The organism is Rhizobium sp. PP-CC-3G-465, assembly GCF_004343445.1.
GTDB classification, from domain to species: Bacteria; Pseudomonadota; Alphaproteobacteria; order Rhizobiales; family Rhizobiaceae; genus Ferranicluibacter; species Ferranicluibacter rubi.
This window is the reverse complement of the sequence record NZ_SLYH01000001.1, coordinates 259864-280285: the sequence shown is the minus strand read 5'-3', so window position 1 is coordinate 280285 and position 20422 is coordinate 259864. Positions and strand designations below refer to the sequence as shown.

Here is a 20422-nt window from a genome sequence, read left to right as displayed (position 1 = left end):
ACCTATGTTCAAACTAGCGCATATCTCCGATATTCATCTTGGTCCCCTCCCCAGCCTGTCCCTTCGCGAACTCGCCTCGAAACGCATCACCGGTTTCATCAACTGGCATCGCAACCGGCGCAGCCATATGGTGGGGGATACGCTGAACACACTGATGGATGCGATCGACCGGATCGACCCGGATCATCTCGCCATCACCGGCGATATGGTCAATCTCGCCTCTTCGCGCGAGATCGAAACGGTAACGGCCTGGTTGCAGGACGCCGGCGAGCCGCGCAACATCTCCGTCATCCCCGGCAATCACGACGCCTATGTGCCGGGCGCCTACGAGAAGACGACGAAGGCTTGGTATCCCTACATGCGCGGCGAAGACGCGCCGGCCGAGTGGGACGAGGACTTCCACTGCTATCCCTACATGCGCGTTCGCGGCAATGTCGCGATCATCGGCTGCTCGACGGCACTCGCCACACCGCCCTTCGCCGCCAGTGGCTATTTCGGTCGCCGACAGGCGCGCGAGACGGTCAATCTTTTGCGCGCCGCCGGAGAGGCCGGCCTCTTCCGCGTCGTCATGATCCACCATCCGCCGATCCGCGGCGCGACGCCCACCCACAAGCGCATGATCGGTATCCGCCGCTTCGGTGCCACCATCTCGGCGGGCGGTGCGGAACTCGTGCTGCACGGCCACACCCATCTCAACACAGTGTACTCGCTGCGCGGCCAGAAAATGCCCGTCCCGGTCGTCGGCATCGCCTCGGCATCGCAAGGTCTGGGCGGATCCAAGCCGCCCGCAGGCTTCAACCTCTTTTCGATTTCGGGAAGTCCGGGCAACTGGAAACTCCTTCGGGAGCGCTTCGAGCTGAACGAGATCGGCCAGGGCGTGCATCTGGCGGAAACCACGCGTTTCCTCGCCTGAGCACGCAAAAACGGAACCGACCACCGCGCCACCACATCGTGATCGGCAAAAAACCGTGATAGAACCATGGCTCGGCTTGCGAAGCAGCAGCCGATGGTTTCATATCTGTTCGGTTCGACAGACGGGAGCCGATGGCTCGGTGCCGACCATGAAGCGCCGACAGTCAAGAGCCCGGACTAAACCTCCGCAGGTGAAAGCGATGCGCCCAGCTCAGGAAACGATCGACATCAGCCGCGATCTCGTCAGTCTGCTGCCGAGGTTGAGGCGCTTTGCGCTGACCCTGACGCGCGACGGACTTCAGGCCGATGACCTTGTGCAGACGGTCTGCGAGCGCGCGACGGGACGCCAGCCGGTCTGGAACGGTCATGGCCGGCTGGAAGATGCGCTCTACACGCTGGCGCGCACCCTGCGCGATGAGACCACGGGCCGCAAGAGCATGGCAGCCGATCTGCAGGACGGCCAGAGCCCGTCGGGGAAAGCGGCCACTGCCGGCGCCGTGCAGCAGATGATCATTTCGATGCCCGAAGGGCTTGCCAGCGCCTTCCTTCTGGTTGCCGTCGAGCATAGAACCTATCGCGACGCCGGCCGGATCCTGGACCTGGCGCCGGATGTCATCGCGACCAAGCTGGCGACCGCCCGGGCGCGGCTGGCTTCGATGGCCTCCGACATGACGGAGAGAAGGGCCTGACCTTGCAGAACACGAAGAGTCCCTCCATCGAGGCGCGGCTGTCGGCCTATCTCGATGGCGAAGTGGACGAGAACGAGCGCCGGGAGATCGACCAGCTTCTGACCAGGGATGCAGAGGCCCGTCGCCTGCTCGAGCACCTGAAACAGGGCAGCGCCTTCGGCGCCTCCGGCTTCGAAGCCTTCCTGCACGATCCCGTGCCCCTGTCGCTCGCCCGCCGCATCCGTCAGGGTACCGACATCAATCCCAAGCAGGAACGCGTGGTCGGCGCACCGCGGAAACAACGGCGCAAGCTCTGGCGCGGAGCGCTGGCCGCCTCCTGCGGCATGCTGCTCATCGGCGGCTCCACCGGCTATCTCATCGGCCGCACCATCGACGACAACACGCCGCCGACGCCGGTCGTCAAGGCCCGCACATGGCTCGACGATGTTACGGATGCGCACCGCGTCTATTCACGCCAGCCGCGCCATCTGGTCGAGGTCACCGCCGAAAACGACGAGGAGATCCGCAACTGGCTGACCGCCAGCACCGGCGTGTCCTTCGCCATTCCGGATCTCTCGGCGAACAAGCTCACCTTCCAGGGCGCCCGCCTGCTGGTGGCCGCCGGCAAGCCGACGGCACAACTGCTTTTCAAGGATGAGGACGGCGAGGTCTACGCCATCTGTTTCCAGCGCTCACCAACCACGGACGATAGTGGCCGGATGATAGAAAGCATGCGAGACGACCTCGCGCTCATCTCCTGGAACGAGCCGGGCGCCACCTATGTCGTCGTCGGTCCGTCCGCCACCGCCAACTTCAAGGACCTTGCCGACGCGATCGCGGACGTGATGTAGCCTGAAACAAAAAATCCCCGGACGTTTCCATCCGGGGATCATATTCTCACAGGTTCAAAAGGCGGTGGTCAGGCCACCTGCTCCTCGATCACCCGGTTGGCAGCCGACACGATGGCTTCGAGCGACGCGGTGACGATGTTGGTGTTGATGCCGGCCCCGAAGAGCTTACCGCCATTGTGCTGCACCTCGACATAGGCGATGGCCGCCGCGTTCGAACCCTGCTGCAGCGAATGCTCGGAATAGTCGGCAACCGAGATATCGACGCCGAGATAGAGCGACAGCGCATTGATGAAGCCGTCGATCGGCCCCGTGCCGCGCCCCTCGATCATCTTCGTCTCGCCGCGATCGGTGATCTCGGCCTGCACGATCCGCGCACCGCGATGCTCGCCGAGCGGCAGCGTCGTATGATCGACATAGCGGATGCGTGCGCCCGGCTGCTCGATATAGCGCTCCAGGAACCGCGCATGGATCGCTTTGGAGGGCAGTTCCTTGCCCTGCTCGTCGGTGATCCGCTGGATGTCCTCGCGGAACTCCACCTGCAGCGCACGCGGCAGGTTGATGCCGTAATCCTCCTGCAGGATATAGGCGATGCCGCCCTTGCCCGACTGGGAGTTGATCCGGATGATCGCCTCGTAGGACCGTCCGACGTCGCGCGGATCGATCGGCAGGTAGGGCACTTCCCACTGCGGCTTGTTGGCGGTCTTGATCGCCTTCATGCCCTTGTTGATCGCGTCCTGATGCGAGCCGGAGAAGGCCGTATAGACCAGTTCGCCGACATAAGGGTGCCGCTCGGTAATCGCCATCTGGTTGGAATATTCGTAGACGTCCTTGATCCGCTCGATATCGGAGCAATCGATCTGCGGATCCACGCCCTGCGTGAACATGTTCAGCGCCAGCGTCACGATATCCACGTTGCCGGTCCGCTCGCCATTGCCGAACAGCGTGCCCTCGACACGGTCGGCACCGGCCATCAGGCCGAGTTCCGCAGCGGCGATCCCGGTGCCCCGGTCGTTATGCGGGTGCAGCGAAATGATGATATTCTCGCGATTGTCGAGATTGCGGCACATCCACTCGATCTGGTCGGCATAAATGTTCGGCGTGGACATCTCGACCGTCGACGGCAGGTTCAGGATCAGCTTGTTCTCGGCTGTCGGCTTGATGATCTCGGCCACGGCATTGCAGATCTCCAGCGAGACCTCCAGCTCCGTTCCGGTAAAGCTCTCCGGCGAATATTCGAACCGGAAGTCACCACCGGCCTTCGCCGCCATGTCCGCGATCATCTTCGCGGCATCCGTAGCGATCTGCTTGATGCCGTGAACGTCCTTGGCAAACACCACCCGGCGCTGCAGCTCGCTCGTCGAATTGTAGAAATGCACGATCGGCTTAGTGGCACCCTGCAGCGCCTCGAACGTGCGCGTGATCAATTCCGGCCGGCACTGAACCAGCACCTGCAGCGACAGGTCAGCGGGAATATTGCCCTCTTCGATGCACCAACGGGCGAAATCGAAGTCCGTCTGCGAGGCCGAGGGGAAACCGATCTCGATTTCCTTGAAGCCCATATCGACCAGCAGCTGGAACATCCGCGCCTTGCGGTCATGCCCCATGGGATCGACGAGCGACTGGTTGCCATCGCGCAAGTCGACGGAACACCAGATGGGCGGGCTGGAAATCGTCTTCGACGGCCATGTGCGGTCGGTGATCGGCACCTGCGGATAGGGCTGATATTTGACGGCCGCCGCGGGCATGCCCTGTTTGACGGTATGGGACTTCAGGATCATTTCGGTTCTCTTCGACTTCACAGCGTCCGGCATCGGGTCGATACGGGGCATGGATCGCTGTCACGGTGAAACGTCGCGCGGGATGCCATAACCGATCGGAGGCCGGTTGACGATGGCAATTGCTTGGCCAAGTGCTGGAAAAGGCTGCGGAGACGTCGGATTTTAGCGGAGGCTAAGGAGCTGTGCCGGTAGGCTTGTCGGCCACCGGGCGCTCCTTAAAGAACCCGGCAACCGCGCGTAAGGCCGAGGAGAAGAAGCGAGGTGAAGGCGCGCGAGCGATCGCGAACGACGGTGCGTCCACGGGAAAACTGCTCGATGATCTTGGCGCTGTTCTTCGACATGATGGGCTCTATAGCCGGAGCCAAAAGAAAGGGCAAGGGCGGCTGAAGAAAAAGGCAGTTGCGCGTGTGGAATGCATCTTTTGACGCAAGAACCATACGTGCTCGTCCGATCGGATGCCAGTGGCGGAGAAATTGCAAATTCCTATTTTGCAGCTACAATGGCCACATGACCACGATCCCGATCCGAGACGCCAAGAATCGTCTGACCGAACTCGCCCGCCGCGTCGAAGACGGCGAGCGCTTCACCGTGACCCGCAACGGCAAGCCGGTGATGGAGCTGGTTCCAGCGAAAAAACAAGGCGGGATCGATTGGGAGGGGCTGGACGCCTATAAGCGCGAAAACGGTATTACCGATATCGTCACCTACGTGGCCGCGGATTTCGATGATCCGCTGCCAGAGGACTTCCTCATTACGCCGTTGCCGCCGCTGGTAAGCGATCGGTGAGACATCTGCTGGACACGCAGATCTTCATTTCCATTCTGCGTCAACAGACGTCTGCTCTGCCTGACGACATCAGGCAATGTCTCGATGGCCACGCGAATTACATCAGCACTGCGACTTTGTGGGAGATGGCGATCAAATTCCGGCTCGGGAAGCTGGAGTTCGGAGACAGCCTGGAGAACCTGCCGAAGAGCATCGCCGGAGCCGGAATGACCATCCTTCCCATCAACGAACATCACGCCCTCCACACCATCTCGCCGGAGCCATCGACTCGCGATCCGTTCGACAGGCTCCTCCTCGCCCAGTGTGCCGTCGAGAACATGCGGCTCGTCACCATCGACCGGGCTCTGGCCGACCATTCCCTCTCGGCAACCGCTGCCCCATAACGAAAACCCCGCCGGCAAGCGGCGGGGTCCAGAATTTCGTCCGAGGCAGAATGGCTCAGATGTCGGAAACGTTCGTGACGATCCGCGAGACCAGACCGTAGGTCTTGGCCTCTTCGGCGGAGAGCCAGTAGTCGCGGTCCGTGTCCTTGGCGATCTTTTCGATCGGCTGGCCGGTGGCTGCCGAAAAGATCCGGTTCAGGCGCTCGTTCATCTTGATGATCTCGCGTGCCTGGATCTCGATGTCGGATGCCATACCGCGCGTGCCGCCCGAGGGTTGGTGCAGCAGGAAGCGCGTGTTGGGCAGGCAAAGACGCTGCTCCTTCGGCACCGAAACATAGATCAGCGCACCAGCGGAGGCGACCCAGCCCGTGCCGATGATCCAGACCTTCGGCTTCACGAACTTGATCATGTCGTGAATGCTGTCGCCGGATTCGACATGGCCGCCCGGCGAATTGACGAAGATGCGGATATCTTCATCGCTGGCAGACGACAGGGCCACGAGCTGCGAGCAGACCTTCTGCGCCAGTTCCTGGTTGATCGGGCCGTAGATGAAAATAGAGCGCGACTTGAAAAGGTTCGCCTCAGTTTCCTTGCCCAAGGGCAGTTCCGTCTTCTTGTCGTCCTCGTCTTCGTTCATCCGCTGTCTCCCGCGAAATTTCATGTGTCTACCCGCTCAGATAAGGCGACTCGACCGCGATGACAATGCAACAAACACAAGACCCAGGGCAACAAGCCCCGAGCCCGGCGAAAGCCCGACCGTTCGCGATGGTTAAGAGCCGCCTTTGAACCCCGTCTGGGGCATTTGCCGTATGGACACCGCGCGAAGGCGGATTAGGATGTGCACGGCAACGATAACGGCGGCGAGCCTCCCAAGCAGATCCCACACGCCGCCATGAACTGAGGGGACCTTCATGACACGTCGCTTTCTCGCCGCCGCTGCCGCGGCTTTCGCCCTTTCGGCCGCTCCGGCCTTCGCCCACCTCGACCCGGCCGAACACGGCTCGATGATGGCAGGCATCACCCATCCGCTGTCGGGCCTCGACCACGTGCTGGTCATGGTCGCCGTCGGTCTCTGGGCGGCGCAGATGGGTGGCCGCGCCCTTCTCGCCGTGCCCACGGCCTTCGTGGTGACGATGGCGCTCGGCTTCGCGCTGGCGCTCTCCGGCCTGCACCTGCCCTTTGTCGAGCCCGCCATCCTCGCCTCCATCGTCGCTCTGGGCCTGCTGGTGGCCATGGCCGTGCGCATGCCCGCCACCGCCGGTGCGGGCGTCGTCGGTGTCTTCGCGCTGTTCCACGGCTATGCCCATGGCGGCGAACTGGGTGCGGCAACCGCCCTGCCCTTCGGCCTCGGCTTCGCGATCTCCACGGCGGCCCTGCATGCAGCAGGTATCGGCCTCGGCCTCATGATCGGTCGCATGGGCAATGCGAGCCTCGTTTCCCGCTTTCTCGGTGCCGCAACGGCCGTAACGGGTGCCGCGCTCTTCGTTGCCGGCTGACCGGACGATTCCCTTCCCGGCGACCCGAAAAATCTTTTACACCCTGCCCAAATCCGGCCCTGAAAAGCCGGATTTTCTTCGTGTAATCGAGGACATGGCAACCCTGCCAGCGTGGACCGGGCGGTACATCGCCGCGAGACCGGTCCATGAGGAACCGACAAGCGGCAGCATCATTCTGGAATGATCACGCCCTTGGGAGACGACCATGTCACCGGAAGAACAATCCCTTCTCAGCGGCCTTTTCGAACGGGTCCGCACCGCATCCTCGACACCCCGCGACCGCGAGGCGGAAACCCTGATCGATCAGGCCGTCCGCAGCCAGCCATCCGCGCCCTACTACCTCGCCCAGGCCGTCATCGTTCAGGAAAAGGGTCTGGAGGCCGCAGCACAGCGAATCGAAGCCCTCGAGACGCAGCTTCGCCGCAGCGAGGAACGCATCCACGCGCTGGAGACCGAACAAGACAGCGAGCCGCGCGAAAGCCATTCGGGCGGTTTTCTCGGCTCGCTCTTCGGATCGTCGGAAAAGCCGCAACAAAAGCCGGATACCCCTCCGGGCGGACAGGCCTACCCTGCCGACCGTTCCGCTGACGGCGGCCCCTGGGGCAGCGCGCCGCGCCCGGCCTATCCGGCACCCCAACAGCCCTATCCGCCGCAGCAACAGCCCGCGAGCGGACCATGGGATCGTCAGCCGCAGCAGACGTCAGCAGGCGGCGGCTTCCTACGCGGCGCCATGGGCACGGCGGCGGGTGTTGCCGGCGGCATGCTGCTTGCCAACTCGCTCAGTGGCATCTTCGGCAACCACATGTCGTCGCTCGGCCTCGGCAGCGCAACGCAGACCGCGGCGCCGATCGAGGAAACCACGATCAACAACTATTATGGCGACGATGCCGCGACCCAGGCGTCGGATACGGCACCGGCGGATACGACGCCGGATACGCCTGCCGGCAATGATGGCTGGCAGCAGGCCGATCTCGACACATCGTCCAACGATGATTTCGACACGGACTTCGGCTCCGACGACACGACGGACGTGTAGGCCGCCCCGCGCTTTAGGCGATCAGCCCCGACCGCGATAGGGCTGGACACCCTGGTCGGGCAACCACACGCCTTCGGGCGGGTTGCCCGTCTGCCAGAACACATCGATCGGAATGCCGCCGCGCGGATACCAGTAGGCACCGATCCGCAGCCATTTCGGCGACAGCAGATCGACGAGACGCTTGGCGATATCGATCGTGCAATCCTCGTGAAAAGCACCGTGATTGCGGAACGAATGCAGGAAGAGTTTTAGCGATTTCGACTCGACCAGCCAGCCATCCGGCACATAGTCGATGACGATATGCGCAAAGTCCGGCTGTCCGGTCATCGGGCAGAGCGACGTGAACTCGGGCGCCGTGAAACGCACGACGAAATCGGTGCCTGCGTGGTTGCTCGGAACGCGCTCCAGCACCGCTTCGTCGGGGTTGATTGGACTGGCGACGGACTGCCCCAGCATGGACAGCCCGGAAACGTCGGTCTTGCTCATGTGTCTGCTCCTTCTTGGTCTCGTGGTGCGTCGGCTGAACCCAGCTCGGAGTGGCTCGGCGTCACCTTTACGCGGATGCCGTGGGCTTTTTCGCTCTCCGGCTCGATGTGAATGGCGATCTTGGCAGCACCGTTGACGGCGCGGATGGCATCCTCGATACGGTCGCAAATATCATGCGCGGCCCCCACCGTCATGTCCGCCGGCACCACCATATGGAAATCGACGAAGATGACGGAGGCCGCCTGCCGGGTCTTCAGGTCGTGAACGCCGAGCGAGCCCGCAGCATTGCCCGCAATCGCAGCGCGGATTTCCGCATCTTCCGCGGTCTCCACCGCCCGGTCCATCAAGCCGCTGATCGAGCCGGCGATGACCTTCCAGCCCTGAAACAGGATGTTGCCTGCGACGATGACGGCGAGAAGCGGATCGAGGATGGTGTAGCCCGTGACGATCGCCAGCAGCAGGCCGACCAGCACGCCGCCCGAGGTGACCACATCCGACATGATGTGGTGCCCATCGGCCGATAGCGCCGGCGACCGGAATACCTTTCCGGCGCGCAGCAGAATGGTCGCCCAGATCGCGTTGACGACACCGGCCGCAAAGTTGATCGCGAGACCGATGACCGGCGCCTCGATCGGCTGCGGCGAAAGAACCGCCGGCACCGCCTCGTAGACGATCACGAGAGCCGCGACGACGATCAGCACGCCCTCGATGACGGCCGAGAAATATTCGGCCTTGTGATGTCCGAACGGATGGTCGTCGTCGGCAGGCTTTGCGGCATAGCCGATCACCACGAAGGCGACGACGGCGGCGACGACATTGACGATCGATTCCAGGCCATCGGACAGCAGCGCCACGGACCCCGTGAACCACCACGCCGCCATTTTCATGGCCAGCACGAGAAGCGACAGGGGAATGGTCCAGAAGGCGAGCCGCTGGGCGCGGTTGATGGTGCTTGTCGTCGTCATGGAACGTACCTCTGGCCGGCAACTGTGCCAGCCTCTCATGCCGTTGACGCCCGACACCGCGATGGTGACGACGGCGCGACGTATTTTAATGCGGAATTATCTGGAATGCCTGATCTGCACGGTCGCCGGCCATCCCGTCGAAGGGAGCGGTCGCGGCATCGATGTCTCTGCTCGAAACGCTTTTGCCCGCACCCTTTCGCGGAAAAGGCACGGGCACGCAAGACCCTAAAACAGGCCGATCCGGGTTATATTCAGCTTATCACGCTGCTTTCACCTTGGCGCGTTTGGCCAGATGCGCCACTACATTCTCGATCATCCGCATGCCGGCATCGCCGCCCAGCGTCATGATCGATTCCGGGTGGAACTGCACGGCCGCGATGGGCTCCTTGGTATGCTCGATCCCCATGATGGTGCCGTCATCGCTTTCGGCCGTAATCATGAAATCACGCGGCAAGGTCGAGGGATCGGCAAAGATCGAGTGATAACGCCCGACGGTCACTTCCTTGCCAAGACCGGAAAAGACGATGCCCGGTTCCAGCACGCGGATGCGCGACGGCTTGCCGTGCATCGGCACGGCCAGCTGGCGCAGATCGCCGCCATAGGCTTCCGCCAAAGCCTGCAACCCGAGGCAGACACCGAAGATCGGCAGGTCGTGGGCCCGCGCTTTCTTGATGGTCGCCTTGCAGTCGAAATCCTTCGGAGAACCGGGACCGGGTGAGAGAACGACGAGATCCGGCTTCACGCTGTCGAAAATGCTGTCGGCGACCGGCGAGCGAACCGTGGTGACCGTCGCGCCCGTCTGGCGGAAATAATTGGCCAGCGTGTGGACGAAACTGTCCTCGTGATCGACCAGCAGGATCTTGACCCCGGTGCCGACAGGCGCAACGTCGCGGCCCTTACCATGGCTGTTGGCGGATTTCGCGTCACGAATGGCTGCAATCATCGCGGATGCCTTCAGTTCGGTTTCGGCTTCTTCCTCATGCGGATCGCTGTCGTTGAGCAGGGTCGCGCCGGCTCGCACCTCGGCAATACCGTCCTTGATGCGGATGGTGCGCAGCGTCAGCCCGGTGTTCATGTCACCGTTGAACCCGACCATGCCGATCGCCCCACCGTACCAGGCACGCGGGCTCTTCTCATGGCTTTCGATGAAGCGCATGGCCCACAGCTTCGGCGCACCGGTGACCGTCACGGCCCAGGCATGGCTGAGGAAGCCGTCGAAGGCGTCCATATCGTCGCGCAGGCGCCCTTCGATGTGGTCCACCGTATGGATCAGCCGCGAATACATCTCGATCTGGCGCCGGCCGATGACCTTCACCGAACCGGGCACGCAGACACGGCTCTTGTCGTTGCGATCGACGTCCGAGCACATGGTCAGCTCGGATTCGTCCTTCTTGGAGTTCAGGAGCTTCAGGATCTGTTCGCTGTCGGCAATCGGATCATCGCCGCGCTTGATCGTCCCGGAGATCGGGCAGGTCTCGATCCGACGACCGGACACGCGCACGAACATCTCAGGCGAGGCTCCGACCAGATATTCCTGATGCCCCAGATTGATGAAGAAGGAATAGGGCGACGGGTTGATCGCCTTCAGGCGGTTGGAAATCTCCGAAGGCTTGCTGTCGCAGCGCTCGTAGAATTTCTGGCCGGGCACGACCTCGAACAGATCGCCGCGACGGAAGCTTTCCTTGGCCTTGGTCACCAGCTCGGCATACTCGCCGGGGCGATGGTCGCCTTTCGGCGGAATGCTGTCGACGACGCGGAAGGCTTCAGACTCGATGTCACCGGCCTTGCCGAAGGTCGAGAGATCGCCGAGCGCGAAATCATAGCGGTCGATCCAGGCCTTGGCGGCATAGTGATCGACCACGAGGATCTCGTCCGGCAGGAACAGCACCATATCGCGCTGATCGTCCGGGCGCTTCAGCTTGAAATCGATGGCATCGAACTGGAAGGCAAGGTCGTAGCCGAAGGCGCCGTAAAGGCCGAGGCTCGCATCTTCGGCCGAGAAGAACAGCGCCGTGACGGCCCGCAGCACCGTGAAGACGGTCGGCGTCTTCGAGCGTTCTTCCTCGGTGAAGACATGGTCCGGCATGTCGATCGTCAGGTCCAGCCGCCGGGCCGTTAGCGTTCCCAACGTGATGTCCTTGACGCCCTTCAGGTGCCCGGCGATCACAGCCAGCAACACCTCGCCGCGTGCGTTGTAAGCTTCGATCCAGAGCGAACGGCCGAAGGAGGAGATGCCGAGCGGCGGATCGACGATGGCCGTGTCCCAGCGGGTATAGCGGCCGGGATATTCGTAGTTGGACGAGAACACCGCGCCGCGCCGCTCGTCGAGCTGGTCGACATAGCTGGAAATCGCATCGGCATAGGACGCCTCGCGCCGGCGGCGCGTGACGGTGATCCCGCCCTGCGTCACGTAGGATTCGGCACCGTCTTCAAGCTTCGTCGTCGACATTCGTTCGCTCCGTTCTGGCTCGGGAAACGAGCACGGCCAGAATGCAAAAAAGCCGCCTCGAAACTCCGGGCGGCTTATCGTAAAAATCCATCACGCAGGACTGATCGAGGCCGCTTTAGCGAGCCCACCACCAGACAGAAAGGATGCGTGCGTTGATCATGAAAAACTGTTAGCGCGGAGAGCGCCGTCTGGCAAGCGGCAAGCGCTGCAAAAGCAGGCTTCGCGATGATGACACCGTGGCGAAAGCGCGACACCTCACGGCAAACCGCTCGCCCCGCCCCTCGCCATCGGCCATGACGCACCTAATTCAGCATGACCGGCCGAAGCGCCGCCAAAAATTGGATGGGTCCCTATGCGCCGACGTCTTCCGCTGCTTTTCCCCCTGATGGTCCTCCCGGCCGTTTTCATCCTGGCAGGTGCAGGCCTGCCGGAGGCCGGTCCGGTTCCGGATGCCAAGCCCGCAACCGCCGAAACGCAGACGGCGCCTGTGACGGAGAAGGCAAAGGAGCCCGAGGCAACCAGCACCGACGGACAGCCCGTCGAACCGACGGCTGCGGAAGATGTTCCAAAGCCAGAGACGAAGCCTGTGCCCCCGGCGACGGATGCGGCACCGGAAGAGCCCGAAGCCGGCAAGTCGGAGAGTGGGACGAAAAAACCGGGCGAGCCCGATGCAGCCAAGCAGGACACGAAGTCCGAGGCGCCGGCGTCCGGCGAAGCCGCCCCCACTGACAAGCCGGCTGAGCCGAAGACAACGACGCCCGCCGCCGAACTCGTCATCACACCGGAAGAGCCCGCAGCCTATGCGCAGTGCCTGACGGACCTGAAGACGCTCGGCGCGACCTTCTCTGAAAAGCCGCGCATCGACGACGGCCAGGGTTGCGGTATCGACAAGCCGATTTCCGTGTCCGAGATCCTGCCGGGCATCAAGCTTGCGCCGGACGCGACGCTGCGCTGCGAAGCCGCGCTGGAACTCGCGCGCTGGACGAAGGAGGCCGTGCTCCCGGCAGCCCGGGTCGCCATGTCGGAAGATGGTGCACTGAAGAGCATCAACCAGGCCTCGAGCTATATCTGCCGCCTGCGCAACAACGCCTCCACGGGCAAGATCTCCGAGCACGCTCGCGGCAACGCCATCGACATCGCCTCCTTCACCTTCAAGAACGGCGAGACGATCGCGATCCAGCCGCGCGACGAGGACGGCACGCTCTCCGGCGCTTTCCAGCGTGCGGTGACGGCCACCGGATGCCTCTACTTCGAAACGGTGCTGGACCCCGGCAGCGACGAGGCCCATGAAAATCACCTGCATTTCGACGTGCTGCAACGGCGCGGCAACTACCGGTATTGCCGCTGATTTTCGAGCTTAACGGGCCAGAATGTCGCGCATCTCTACAAGGTTGGAGCGAACCCGCAGGATATAGAAGCCCATGGTCGCGAGGTGCGTCGGCATGATCCAGCCGTCCTCGCGGCCGTTGGAGATGATGGCCGGCTGGATGCGTAGCGCCGAGCGTAGCTGCTTCAGACTTTCCGCCCAGATCGGCGCCAGCCCGCGCTGGGTGATGACACCGTCGAAATCGGCACCGGCTGCTGCCATCACGCCGTAATAGCCGTAGAGCTGCCCGTACGCGAACCAGAACCGGTCGTCGGCCCGGGTATCGAACCAGCCGCCATTATGGTCCTCTGAACGCTCGCGGATCATCGCCGAGGTGTTGCCGATATCGTTGGAGATGCGGTCGATGAATTCGATCAGATTGTCCGAACGCCCGTCGAACGTCGCCTCGCATTTCACGAGGCTCTCGTTGAAGGCCTGCAGATCGCGCTTGGCGGAACGGTAGAAGCTCGGCGTCGGCGTCTTCGGGCCGAACGGGTCGAGCCCGAAATACCACGCGCCCTCATCGAACTGCATGTTGCTGCGGGCCTTCTGCAAATTCTCGTTGATGCCGGACGTGCCGCGCACCCGGCCGAGCGAATCCACCAGTTCCACTGTCGTGCGCCGTACCGCTTGGTTCACACCACGCTGGAAAGACGCCTTGTTGTCGAGGAACGGCGTGTGATCCCAGTCCATACCGAAGAAGCCGGCCTTGTAGAGCAGCATGGAGGAGATCCAGGCATTCTCGTCGACATTGAAGTCGATGAGATCAGAGGCGACATCGACGATCGCCGAGCGCTCGCAGGTCGCCGTCGCAGGCGCTGCGGCCCCCGGCGCAAGCTTCACCGGCAGTCCGGCATCCGTCTTGCGTGCCGTGAAATTGTAACGGTTGACGTAGTCGGGATCGAAGTTCGTCCAGGCCTGCGTGGTATAGAGAAAATAGCCATAGAGACCGACGAACAGGATGACGACGGCGGCCACCGGCCCCTTGACGATCCAGCCGCCGCTTGCCCGAAACCAGCCGGCAAACTTGACGAAGGGAAACAGCAGCCAGGAGATGGCGACGCCCAGCCCCCGGCCGATGGCTGAAAAAAGGCGCTGGAAGAACGCGACGACCGGTTCGAACATGGAGGCGTGTTCCTTGTGGGATGGGGCTGGTGACACAGGACTTGGGACATGATGCTTGCTGCCCAGCCTGACATAGGCATAGCCGCCACCCGCCACAACCGGCTTCATCCCGCCTCGCGCTTTATTGCGCAGCCGTGCTCTTCAGATAGGCGATCACGTCGGCGATATCCTTGTCGGTTTTCAGGCCGGCAAAGCTCATGCGCGTACCGGGAACCATGGCGCGCGGCGCCAGCAGATAGGTCGAGAGCCTCGCCTCGTCCCACACCTTGCCATCGCTGGCGAACGCCGTCATCGCATCCGAATAGCCATAGCTCGCGACATGCGCGACGGGCCGGCCGACGACGCCTTGCAGGCTGGGGCCGACACGGTTCTCCGGCCCTGTCGCCGTGTGGCAGGCGCCGCATTTGCGGAACACCCGTTCGCCCGCTCCTGCATCTCCAGTTGGGGCATCTCCGGCTCGCGCCGCACCTGTGGCTGCAACGAAGGAGATCAGAAGACAGAGGACGATGCGCATGTCGCGCTCCCGTGAACGAGGTAGAAACACAGCTTATGCTTCATGCATCCGGTCGTCCCAGTGCCGGCGGCAGTAGGACACATATTTCTCGTTGCCACCGATCTCGACCTGCGCGCCCTCATGCATCACCCGCCCCTGCCCGTCGAGGCGCACCACCATGGTCGCCTTGCGGCCGCAATGGCAGATGGTCCGCACCTCGCGCAGTTCGTCCGCGATCGCCAGAAGCGCCGCCGATCCGGGAAACAGCTGTCCACGGAAATCGGTGCGCAGACCATAGGCCATGACCGGAACGCCGAGCCGGTCGGCCACCCGGGCAAGCTGCCACACCTGCACCTCGCTCAGAAACTGCGCCTCGTCCACGAACACGCAAGCGGCATCCGTCTGCGAGATCGCATCCTTGACCAGCGCATAGAGGTCGTCCGTCACGCGGAACGCTATCGCGTCCGACGACAGGCCGATGCGCGAGGAAACGCGCCCTTCGCCCGCCCGGTCGTCGAAGGCCGCGATCAGCACCACCGTGCGCATGCCGCGCTCTTCGTAATTGTAGGAGGATTGCAGCAGCAGGGTCGATTTGCCGGCGTTCATCGTGGCGTAGTGAAAATAGAGCTTGGCCATGCCGACGATCCTTTCGGGTTTTCAAGCGCACCGCGGGATGGGGCTGCGCATGGCGCCCCGGCCGGCGGCTTCATGCCTGACCAAACGCCGTTTGGCCAGAGCCCTGTTCGGACGGCCGGCTTCGGTCATTCTCGCCCTTGCACCTATGCCTCGGTAAATCGATGCCCTATGTTCACGATCGTGAACGCTCGACCGTCCTCGTGCCGGTCCGACATCGCACTCCGGATCGACGGCCCACTTAATTCGATCGTGATCATGGAATGCGCCATTGCGACACCTGCTGTCGCATTACGGGCCGCGTGAGTTCGCAAGCGCAATACACTGACCTCACCGTCGGATCTGGACATGCCGAGGATCCGATGCTCTTTCTGACGTCATAACAGGGGAACAAAAAACCAATGACCAGAAGTTTCGCCCGCCTGCTCACGCTGTCCGCCGCCGTTTCTCTGAGCGCGCTGAGTGCCGGAACCGCCTTCGCCGCCGACCCGGCAAGCTGTGCCACCGTCCGTTTCTCCGATGTCGGCTGGACGGACATCACGGCCACGACCGCAACGGTTGCGGCTGTTGTCGAAGGCCTTGGCTACACGCCCGACATCAAGGTGCTCTCGGTTCCCGTCACCTACCAGTCGCTGAAGAACAAGGACATCGACGTCTTCCTCGGCAACTGGATGCCGGCGCAGGAAAAGGACGTGAAGCCCTATCTGGACGACAAGACGGTCGAATCGCTCGGCGCGAACCTCGAAGGCGCGAAATACACGCTCGCCACCAATGCCAAGGGTGCCGCTCTCGGCATCAAGGACTTCTCCGACATCGGCAAGCACAAGGACGAACTCGGCGGCAAGATCTACGGCATCGAGCCTGGCAATGACGGCAATCGCCTCGTCATGACGCTGATCGAGAAGAACGAGATGGGCATGGGCGGTCTTGAGATCGTCGAAAGCTCCGAACAGGGCATGCTGTCGCAGGTCGCACGCGCCCAGAAGGACGACAAGCCGGTCGTCTGGCTCGGCTGGGCCCCGCACCCGATGAACTCGACCTTCGAGATGACCTACCTCACCGGCGGCGACTCCACCTTCGGCCCGAACTTCGGCGGTGCGACCGTCTACACCAACACGCGCGCCGGCTACGTCTCGGAATGCCCGAATATTGGCAAGCTGATCTCCAACGTGAAGTTCACCCTCGATATGGAAAACCATATCATGGGCAAGATCCTGAATGACAGCGAGGAGCCCGAGACGGCAGCGAAGGAATGGCTGAAGGCCAACCCGACCGCCATCGAACCCTGGCTTGCCGGCGTCACGACGCTGGACGGCAAGGATGGCCTGCCGGCCGTCAAGGCGGCGCTCGGCCTCTGATCCAGACATGAAGGCGGGGGAAACCCCGCCTTTTCCGCGCTGGCATCCGGGCTTATCCAAGCCCTATTTCCCTCAGATCCGTCTTTCTTCGGTCCGACCTTTGCGATCTGCGCCAGCGCGGTCCATGATGTCATAGCGATCGATGTCGTATCATCCGTCACTCTTTCAGGAGAGGATCCCGCATGGATTTTCTGACAGGACACCGCGTTCCTATCGGCCAGGGCGCGAAGGCCTTCGTCGACTGGTTGACGACCAATTTCAGCCTGTTCTTCGACCAGCTCTCAAGCTTCCTGTCGGGCGTCGTCACCGCCATTCTCTTCGTTCTGCAGTACCCCCATCCCCTCGTCGTCGTCGGTCTCGTCACCGTGCTGGCCTGGTGGCTGCGCCGGTCCATCGGCGTCACGCTTTTCACCGGCCTCGGCCTGCTGCTCATCATCAACCAGGGTTACTGGAAGGAAACGACGGAAACGCTGGCCCTCGTGCTGGCGGCAAGCGTCGTCTCCATGGCCATCGGCATTCCCTTGGGCATCGCCGCCGCGCGGCGCGCCTGGGTCTACGCATTCATGCGCCCCGTGCTCGACCTCATGCAGACCATCCCGACCTTCGTCTATCTCATTCCCGCGCTGATCCTCTTCGGCCTCGGCATGGTCCCCGGCCTGATCGCCACCGTGATCTTCGCGATTCCCGCACCCATCCGCTTGACCCGGCTCGGTATCATCTCGACGCCACCCTCGCTGACAGAGGCGGCCGTGTCCTTCGGCGCCACGCCGTCGCAGGTGCTGCGCAAGATCGAGCTGCCCTTCGCCACGCCGCAGATCATGGCAGGCCTCACCCAGACGATCATGCTGTCGCTGTCCATGGTGGTCATATCGGCCCTCGTCGGCGCCAACGGGCTCGGCGTTCCCGTGCTGCGGGCGCTGAACACCGTCAACGTCGCCAAGGGCTTCGAAGCCGGTCTCTGTATCGTCATTCTGGCGATCATTCTCGATCGCCTCTTCCGCTCCTCGGATGAAGGAGAAGGCGCATGAGCGATGCCGTGATCTTCGAAAACGTCGATATCGTCTTCGGCGAACGCCCCGAGCGGGCCTTGCAGATGGTCGATACCGGCAAGACCCGCGACGAGATCGGCGAGGCCACAGGCCTCGTCCTCGGCGTGGCCGGCGCGTCGCTCACCGTGCGCGAAGGCGAAATCCTCGTGCTGATGGGGCTGTCGGGCTCCGGCAAATCGACGCTGCTGCGCGCCGTCAACGGTCTCGCGCCCGTCGTGCGCGGCAATGTCAGCGTGAAGACGGGCACCGGCACGATCGACCCTTACCGCGCGACATCCAAGGCCTTGCGCGACTTCCGCATGCACACCGTATCCATGGTGTTCCAGCAGTTCGCGCTCCTGCCCTGGCGCACGGTCGAAGACAATGTCGGCTTCGGCCTGGAACTGGCCGGCGTGCCCGATGCCGAGCGCCGGCGGCGCGTCGGCGAGCAGCTGGAACTGGTGAACCTCACGCAATGGGCCGGCCGCAAGGTTCAGGAGCTCTCCGGTGGCATGCAGCAGCGCGTCGGCCTTGCCCGAGCCTTTGCCACCGGCGCGCCGATCCTCCTGATGGACGAGCCCTTTTCCGCGCTCGACCCGCTCATCCGCACGCGCCTGCAGGACGAGCTTCTCGAATTCCAGCGCCGCTTGAAGAAGACCATCCTCTTCGTCAGTCACGATCTGGACGAAGCCTTCCGCATCGGCAACCGCATCGCCATCATGGAAGGCGGACGCATCATCCAGTGCGGCACGCCGCAGGAAATCGTCAAGAACCCGGCCAACCAGTATGTCGCCGATTTCGTCCAGCACATGAACCCGATCACCATGCTGACCGCAACCGATGTCATGCAACGCGGCCTGGCGCAGCGCCCGGCACCCGGCGGCGTCAGCGCCACGGCGGCTCCCGACACGCCGCTGATCGACATTCTCGATGCCATGACCCGCCAGCCGGGGGCGATCGGCGTCGTCGAAAACGGTGCCGTCATCGGAACCATCGACGCCCAAGACGTGATCGAGGGCCTGACGCGGCACCGAACCCGCCCCTGAAGCCACCTAGCGCGCGTCCAGTTAAAGCGCTTCACAAGACAGCTTTGCCCTGTAGGCTCCCCAGCCGAATCGTTCGCGGACCCGTGCCGCGAACGACGAAGCATCAGGGAGCCCGAGATGACAGACAAACCACACGTGTTGCGCGAAACGGACGATGCGGCGCGAAAGCTCGCCCGCCTCGTCCTGCGTGAACAACGCAGCGCGGCCATCGCCGTTCTCGAACCGGATAGCGACGGCTTTCCCTTCGTCAGCCGTGTGCTCCTCGGCTTCGACATCGACGGCACGCCGGTCATCTTGGCCTCGCGGCTGGCAACCCATACGCAGGCGCTGCTCGCCGATACCAGGTGCTCGCTGCTTGCCGGACGCACGGGCAAGGGCGATCCACTCGCGCATCCGAGAATCACCGTGCAGTGCGAGGCGGAACCCGTGACGCAGACGGACCCGCGCCACCCGCGCTTGCGGTCCCGCTTCCTGCGGCGCCATCCCAAGGCGCAGCTTTATATCGATTTCCCCGATTTCCTGTTCTTCCGGCTCGCACCTCTCCGCGCAAGCTTCAATGCGGGCTTCGGCAGGGCTTACGCGTTGGGAGGAAATGACCTTTTGATCGCGTCGCCTGCGCTGGAAGAAATCGCAACAGCAGAACGCGTTCTTCTTGACGAACTCGAAAGCAACGCAGATGCTGTCACATATAGGATTGTGGACGATCCCGAGCCGGTTACTCCAAGCTGGCAAGTGACCGGCATTGATGCCGAGGGAATCGATCTTGCGTTCGGAGACGCATTCCGTCGGGTGGTCTTTCCCCGGCAGGTTGAAAACACTGCAGATCTCCGTGCAATGTTCGTCAAACTTTACCGTTAACTCCCCGGAAGTACCCCTAAATCTCGCATAGGCCTGTTGTTCCCTTTATGCGTCATGCCTAATTGTCTCATTCTAGCCGCACCAAATGGGTGGGGCCAAGACGTCGCATGGAGTATGGCATGGAAACAATTCCTCCCCACCAGCATGAAAAAGCCGAGGTCGCTGCGGATTTTCTTTCGGCTATGGCCAACCCGAAGCGGCTGCTGATCCTGAACGAACTGGTCAAGGGCGAAATGGCTGTCGGAGCGCTTGCTGCTCAGGTCGGCCTTAGTCAGTCTGCGCTTTCGCAACACCTGTCGAAGCTTCGGGCCCAGAGCCTTGTTACGACACGCCGCGACGCCCAGACGATCTACTACTCGTCTTCGTCCGAGTCCGTTTTGAAGGTCCTCTCGATGCTGTCCGAAATCTACGGCGCAGCAGACGCGAAGGAAGAAGCACAGCCGCGTCGCCGCTCTGCGTAACATTGCGCGAAAGCCGCTGGTATCGGCGAAAGTCGAGATGTACGGCGGCGCGAAGCGGGCAGATATCAACGCATGACCCTCAACCCGGTCTTTGCCGGGGCGGGCAAATTCTGCGTGACGAAAGCCAGGAATCAGGGAGGTTCCTGGCTTTCTTCTTTTCACAACCATCCTAAATGTTATTCGTAACTTACCTAAATCACCTTCGTGACGCTTGCCCCCGGCAGGACAACGCCTGCGGCATATC

22 protein-coding genes are annotated in these 20422 nt (G+C 62.7%); 13 read left to right on the top strand and 9 right to left on the bottom strand.

The features are described 5' to 3' along the window. The first annotated feature begins 4 nt into the window (after positions 1–4). The 3 genes from C8J33_RS01325 (at position 5) to C8J33_RS01315 (ending at position 2431) form a co-directional block, all read left to right on the top strand. Entirely contained in the window at positions 5–913 is a 909-nt protein-coding gene (locus C8J33_RS01325) for a metallophosphoesterase family protein (protein ID WP_132662798.1), read from the top strand. 199 nt (positions 914–1112) lie between these two features. Further along, a complete protein-coding gene (locus C8J33_RS01320) occupies positions 1113–1601 on the top strand; it encodes an RNA polymerase sigma factor (protein ID WP_132662797.1) in 489 nt (162 codons plus the stop codon). 2 nt (positions 1602–1603) lie between these two features. After that, complete coding sequence (locus C8J33_RS01315; RefSeq protein WP_132662796.1) at positions 1604–2431, top strand: anti-sigma factor family protein; 828 nt, start codon at positions 1604–1606, stop codon at positions 2429–2431. Positions 2432–2499: 68 nt separating this feature from the next. Here the strand turns inward: C8J33_RS01315 and leuA are convergent, their stop codons facing one another. Both leuA and C8J33_RS27780 read right to left on the bottom strand, forming a co-directional pair. Next, on the bottom strand, positions 2500–4209 hold the full coding sequence (gene leuA / locus C8J33_RS01310; protein WP_132447665.1) for a 2-isopropylmalate synthase: 1710 nt from the start codon (positions 4207–4209) through the stop codon (positions 2500–2502). Positions 4210–4424: 215 nt separating this feature from the next. Beyond that, positions 4425–4550 (bottom strand): hypothetical protein, encoded by a 126-nt coding sequence (locus C8J33_RS27780; RefSeq protein ID WP_274533663.1) that lies wholly within the window; start codon positions 4548–4550, stop codon positions 4425–4427. A gap of 166 nt (positions 4551–4716) precedes the next feature. On the opposite strand from C8J33_RS27780, the gene C8J33_RS01305 reads away from it, so the two are divergent. Together C8J33_RS01305 and C8J33_RS01300 are read left to right on the top strand one after the other, a co-directional pair. Beyond that, positions 4717–4995 carry a type II toxin-antitoxin system Phd/YefM family antitoxin gene (locus C8J33_RS01305; protein WP_110799352.1) on the top strand — a complete coding sequence of 93 codons (279 nt, stop codon included), beginning with the start codon at positions 4717–4719 and terminating at the stop codon, positions 4993–4995. Next, positions 4992–5378, top strand: coding sequence for a type II toxin-antitoxin system VapC family toxin (locus tag C8J33_RS01300; RefSeq protein WP_132662795.1), 387 nt, complete (start codon positions 4992–4994; stop codon positions 5376–5378). The genes C8J33_RS01305 and C8J33_RS01300 overlap by 4 nt, the downstream gene beginning before the upstream one ends. Positions 5379–5433: 55 nt before the next feature. On the opposite strand, the gene C8J33_RS01295 is transcribed toward C8J33_RS01300, so the two are convergent. Beyond that, on the bottom strand, positions 5434–6015 hold the full coding sequence (locus C8J33_RS01295; protein ID WP_110799354.1) for an ATP-dependent Clp protease proteolytic subunit: 582 nt from the start codon (positions 6013–6015) through the stop codon (positions 5434–5436). A gap of 274 nt (positions 6016–6289) precedes the next feature. On the opposite strand from C8J33_RS01295, the gene C8J33_RS01290 reads away from it, so the two are divergent. Next, positions 6290–6874 carry a HupE/UreJ family protein gene (locus C8J33_RS01290; protein WP_132662793.1) on the top strand — a complete coding sequence of 195 codons (585 nt, stop codon included), beginning with the start codon at positions 6290–6292 and terminating at the stop codon, positions 6872–6874. 205 nt (positions 6875–7079) lie between these two features. Then, positions 7080–7910 (top strand): DUF2076 domain-containing protein, encoded by an 831-nt coding sequence (locus C8J33_RS01285; RefSeq protein WP_132662792.1) that lies wholly within the window; start codon positions 7080–7082, stop codon positions 7908–7910. Between the two features lie 21 nt (positions 7911–7931). Here C8J33_RS01285 and queF read toward each other — a convergent pair whose 3' ends face one another. The 3 genes from queF to C8J33_RS01270 all read right to left on the bottom strand — a co-directional run bounded on the left by queF (position 7932) and on the right by C8J33_RS01270 (position 11810). Beyond that, positions 7932–8396: a preQ(1) synthase gene (queF, locus tag C8J33_RS01280; protein ID WP_132662791.1), complete on the bottom strand. Its 465-nt coding sequence runs from the start codon at positions 8394–8396 to the stop codon at positions 7932–7934. After that, on the bottom strand, positions 8393–9361 hold the full coding sequence (locus tag C8J33_RS01275) for a cation diffusion facilitator family transporter (RefSeq protein WP_132662790.1): 969 nt from the start codon (positions 9359–9361) through the stop codon (positions 8393–8395). Before C8J33_RS01275 ends, queF begins: the two co-directional genes overlap by 4 nt. Before the next feature lie 259 nt (positions 9362–9620). Further along, positions 9621–11810 (bottom strand): anthranilate synthase, encoded by a 2190-nt coding sequence (locus tag C8J33_RS01270; protein ID WP_132662789.1) that lies wholly within the window; start codon positions 11808–11810, stop codon positions 9621–9623. A 352-nt stretch (positions 11811–12162) separates the two neighbouring features. On the opposite strand from C8J33_RS01270, the gene C8J33_RS01265 reads away from it, so the two are divergent. Beyond that, positions 12163–13158 (top strand): extensin family protein, encoded by a 996-nt coding sequence (locus tag C8J33_RS01265; RefSeq protein ID WP_132662787.1) that lies wholly within the window; start codon positions 12163–12165, stop codon positions 13156–13158. Positions 13159–13167: 9 nt separating this feature from the next. Here the strand turns inward: C8J33_RS01265 and C8J33_RS01260 are convergent, their stop codons facing one another. The 3 genes from C8J33_RS01260 to C8J33_RS01250 all read right to left on the bottom strand — a co-directional run bounded on the left by C8J33_RS01260 (position 13168) and on the right by C8J33_RS01250 (position 15430). Continuing rightward, a complete protein-coding gene (locus C8J33_RS01260; protein ID WP_132662786.1) occupies positions 13168–14301 on the bottom strand; it encodes a DUF2333 family protein in 1134 nt (377 codons plus the stop codon). Positions 14302–14422: 121 nt separating this feature from the next. Continuing rightward, positions 14423–14815, bottom strand: coding sequence for a c-type cytochrome (locus tag C8J33_RS01255; protein ID WP_132662785.1), 393 nt, complete (start codon positions 14813–14815; stop codon positions 14423–14425). Between the two features lie 33 nt (positions 14816–14848). After that, complete coding sequence (locus tag C8J33_RS01250; RefSeq protein WP_110799363.1) at positions 14849–15430, bottom strand: thymidine kinase; 582 nt, start codon at positions 15428–15430, stop codon at positions 14849–14851. Between the two features lie 398 nt (positions 15431–15828). On the opposite strand from C8J33_RS01250, the gene C8J33_RS01245 reads away from it, so the two are divergent. The 5 genes from C8J33_RS01245 to C8J33_RS01225 all read left to right on the top strand — a co-directional run bounded on the left by C8J33_RS01245 (position 15829) and on the right by C8J33_RS01225 (position 20178). Beyond that, complete coding sequence (locus C8J33_RS01245; RefSeq protein ID WP_132447673.1) at positions 15829–16785, top strand: choline ABC transporter substrate-binding protein; 957 nt, start codon at positions 15829–15831, stop codon at positions 16783–16785. A gap of 182 nt (positions 16786–16967) precedes the next feature. Further along, the gene (choW, locus tag C8J33_RS01240; protein WP_110728362.1) at positions 16968–17813 is read left to right on the top strand and encodes a choline ABC transporter permease subunit; all 846 of its coding nucleotides are present in this window, start codon (positions 16968–16970) and stop codon (positions 17811–17813) included. After that, on the top strand, positions 17810–18859 hold the full coding sequence (gene choV / locus C8J33_RS01235; protein WP_132447675.1) for a choline ABC transporter ATP-binding protein: 1050 nt from the start codon (positions 17810–17812) through the stop codon (positions 18857–18859). Before choW ends, choV begins: the two co-directional genes overlap by 4 nt. A 117-nt stretch (positions 18860–18976) precedes the next feature. Beyond that, positions 18977–19717 (top strand): HugZ family protein, encoded by a 741-nt coding sequence (locus tag C8J33_RS01230; protein ID WP_132662784.1) that lies wholly within the window; start codon positions 18977–18979, stop codon positions 19715–19717. 119 nt (positions 19718–19836) lie between these two features. Next, complete coding sequence (locus C8J33_RS01225; RefSeq protein ID WP_092934751.1) at positions 19837–20178, top strand: ArsR/SmtB family transcription factor; 342 nt, start codon at positions 19837–19839, stop codon at positions 20176–20178. Positions 20179–20422 lie beyond the last annotated feature (244 nt).

Excerpts from the sequence above, each read along its gene's own strand:
- C8J33_RS01270 (WP_132662789.1), bottom strand. The coding sequence starts at position 11,810 with ATGTCGACGACGAAGCTTGAAGACGGTGCCGAATCCTACGTGACGCAG.
- C8J33_RS01265 (WP_132662787.1), top strand. The coding sequence starts at position 12,163 with ATGCGCCGACGTCTTCCGCTGCTTTTCCCCCTGATGGTCCTCCCGGCC.
- choV (WP_132447675.1), top strand. The coding sequence starts at position 17,810 with ATGAGCGATGCCGTGATCTTCGAAAACGTCGATATCGTCTTCGGCGAA.
- C8J33_RS01285 (WP_132662792.1), top strand. The coding sequence starts at position 7,080 with ATGTCACCGGAAGAACAATCCCTTCTCAGCGGCCTTTTCGAACGGGTC.
- C8J33_RS01325 (WP_132662798.1), top strand. The coding sequence starts at position 5 with ATGTTCAAACTAGCGCATATCTCCGATATTCATCTTGGTCCCCTCCCC.
- C8J33_RS01245 (WP_132447673.1), top strand. The coding sequence starts at position 15,829 with ATGACCAGAAGTTTCGCCCGCCTGCTCACGCTGTCCGCCGCCGTTTCT.
- C8J33_RS01230 (WP_132662784.1), top strand. The coding sequence starts at position 18,977 with ATGACAGACAAACCACACGTGTTGCGCGAAACGGACGATGCGGCGCGA.
- queF (WP_132662791.1), bottom strand. The coding sequence starts at position 8,396 with ATGAGCAAGACCGACGTTTCCGGGCTGTCCATGCTGGGGCAGTCCGTC.
- C8J33_RS01275 (WP_132662790.1), bottom strand. The coding sequence starts at position 9,361 with ATGACGACGACAAGCACCATCAACCGCGCCCAGCGGCTCGCCTTCTGG.
- C8J33_RS01250 (WP_110799363.1), bottom strand. The coding sequence starts at position 15,430 with ATGGCCAAGCTCTATTTTCACTACGCCACGATGAACGCCGGCAAATCG.
- C8J33_RS01290 (WP_132662793.1), top strand. The coding sequence starts at position 6,290 with ATGACACGTCGCTTTCTCGCCGCCGCTGCCGCGGCTTTCGCCCTTTCG.
- C8J33_RS27780 (WP_274533663.1), bottom strand. The coding sequence starts at position 4,550 with ATGTCGAAGAACAGCGCCAAGATCATCGAGCAGTTTTCCCGTGGACGC.
- C8J33_RS01320 (WP_132662797.1), top strand. The coding sequence starts at position 1,113 with ATGCGCCCAGCTCAGGAAACGATCGACATCAGCCGCGATCTCGTCAGT.
- C8J33_RS01255 (WP_132662785.1), bottom strand. The coding sequence starts at position 14,815 with ATGCGCATCGTCCTCTGTCTTCTGATCTCCTTCGTTGCAGCCACAGGT.
- C8J33_RS01305 (WP_110799352.1), top strand. The coding sequence starts at position 4,717 with ATGACCACGATCCCGATCCGAGACGCCAAGAATCGTCTGACCGAACTC.
- leuA (WP_132447665.1), bottom strand. The coding sequence starts at position 4,209 with ATGATCCTGAAGTCCCATACCGTCAAACAGGGCATGCCCGCGGCGGCC.
- C8J33_RS01225 (WP_092934751.1), top strand. The coding sequence starts at position 19,837 with ATGGAAACAATTCCTCCCCACCAGCATGAAAAAGCCGAGGTCGCTGCG.
- choW (WP_110728362.1), top strand. The coding sequence starts at position 16,968 with ATGGATTTTCTGACAGGACACCGCGTTCCTATCGGCCAGGGCGCGAAG.
- C8J33_RS01260 (WP_132662786.1), bottom strand. The coding sequence starts at position 14,301 with ATGTTCGAACCGGTCGTCGCGTTCTTCCAGCGCCTTTTTTCAGCCATC.
- C8J33_RS01295 (WP_110799354.1), bottom strand. The coding sequence starts at position 6,015 with ATGAACGAAGACGAGGACGACAAGAAGACGGAACTGCCCTTGGGCAAG.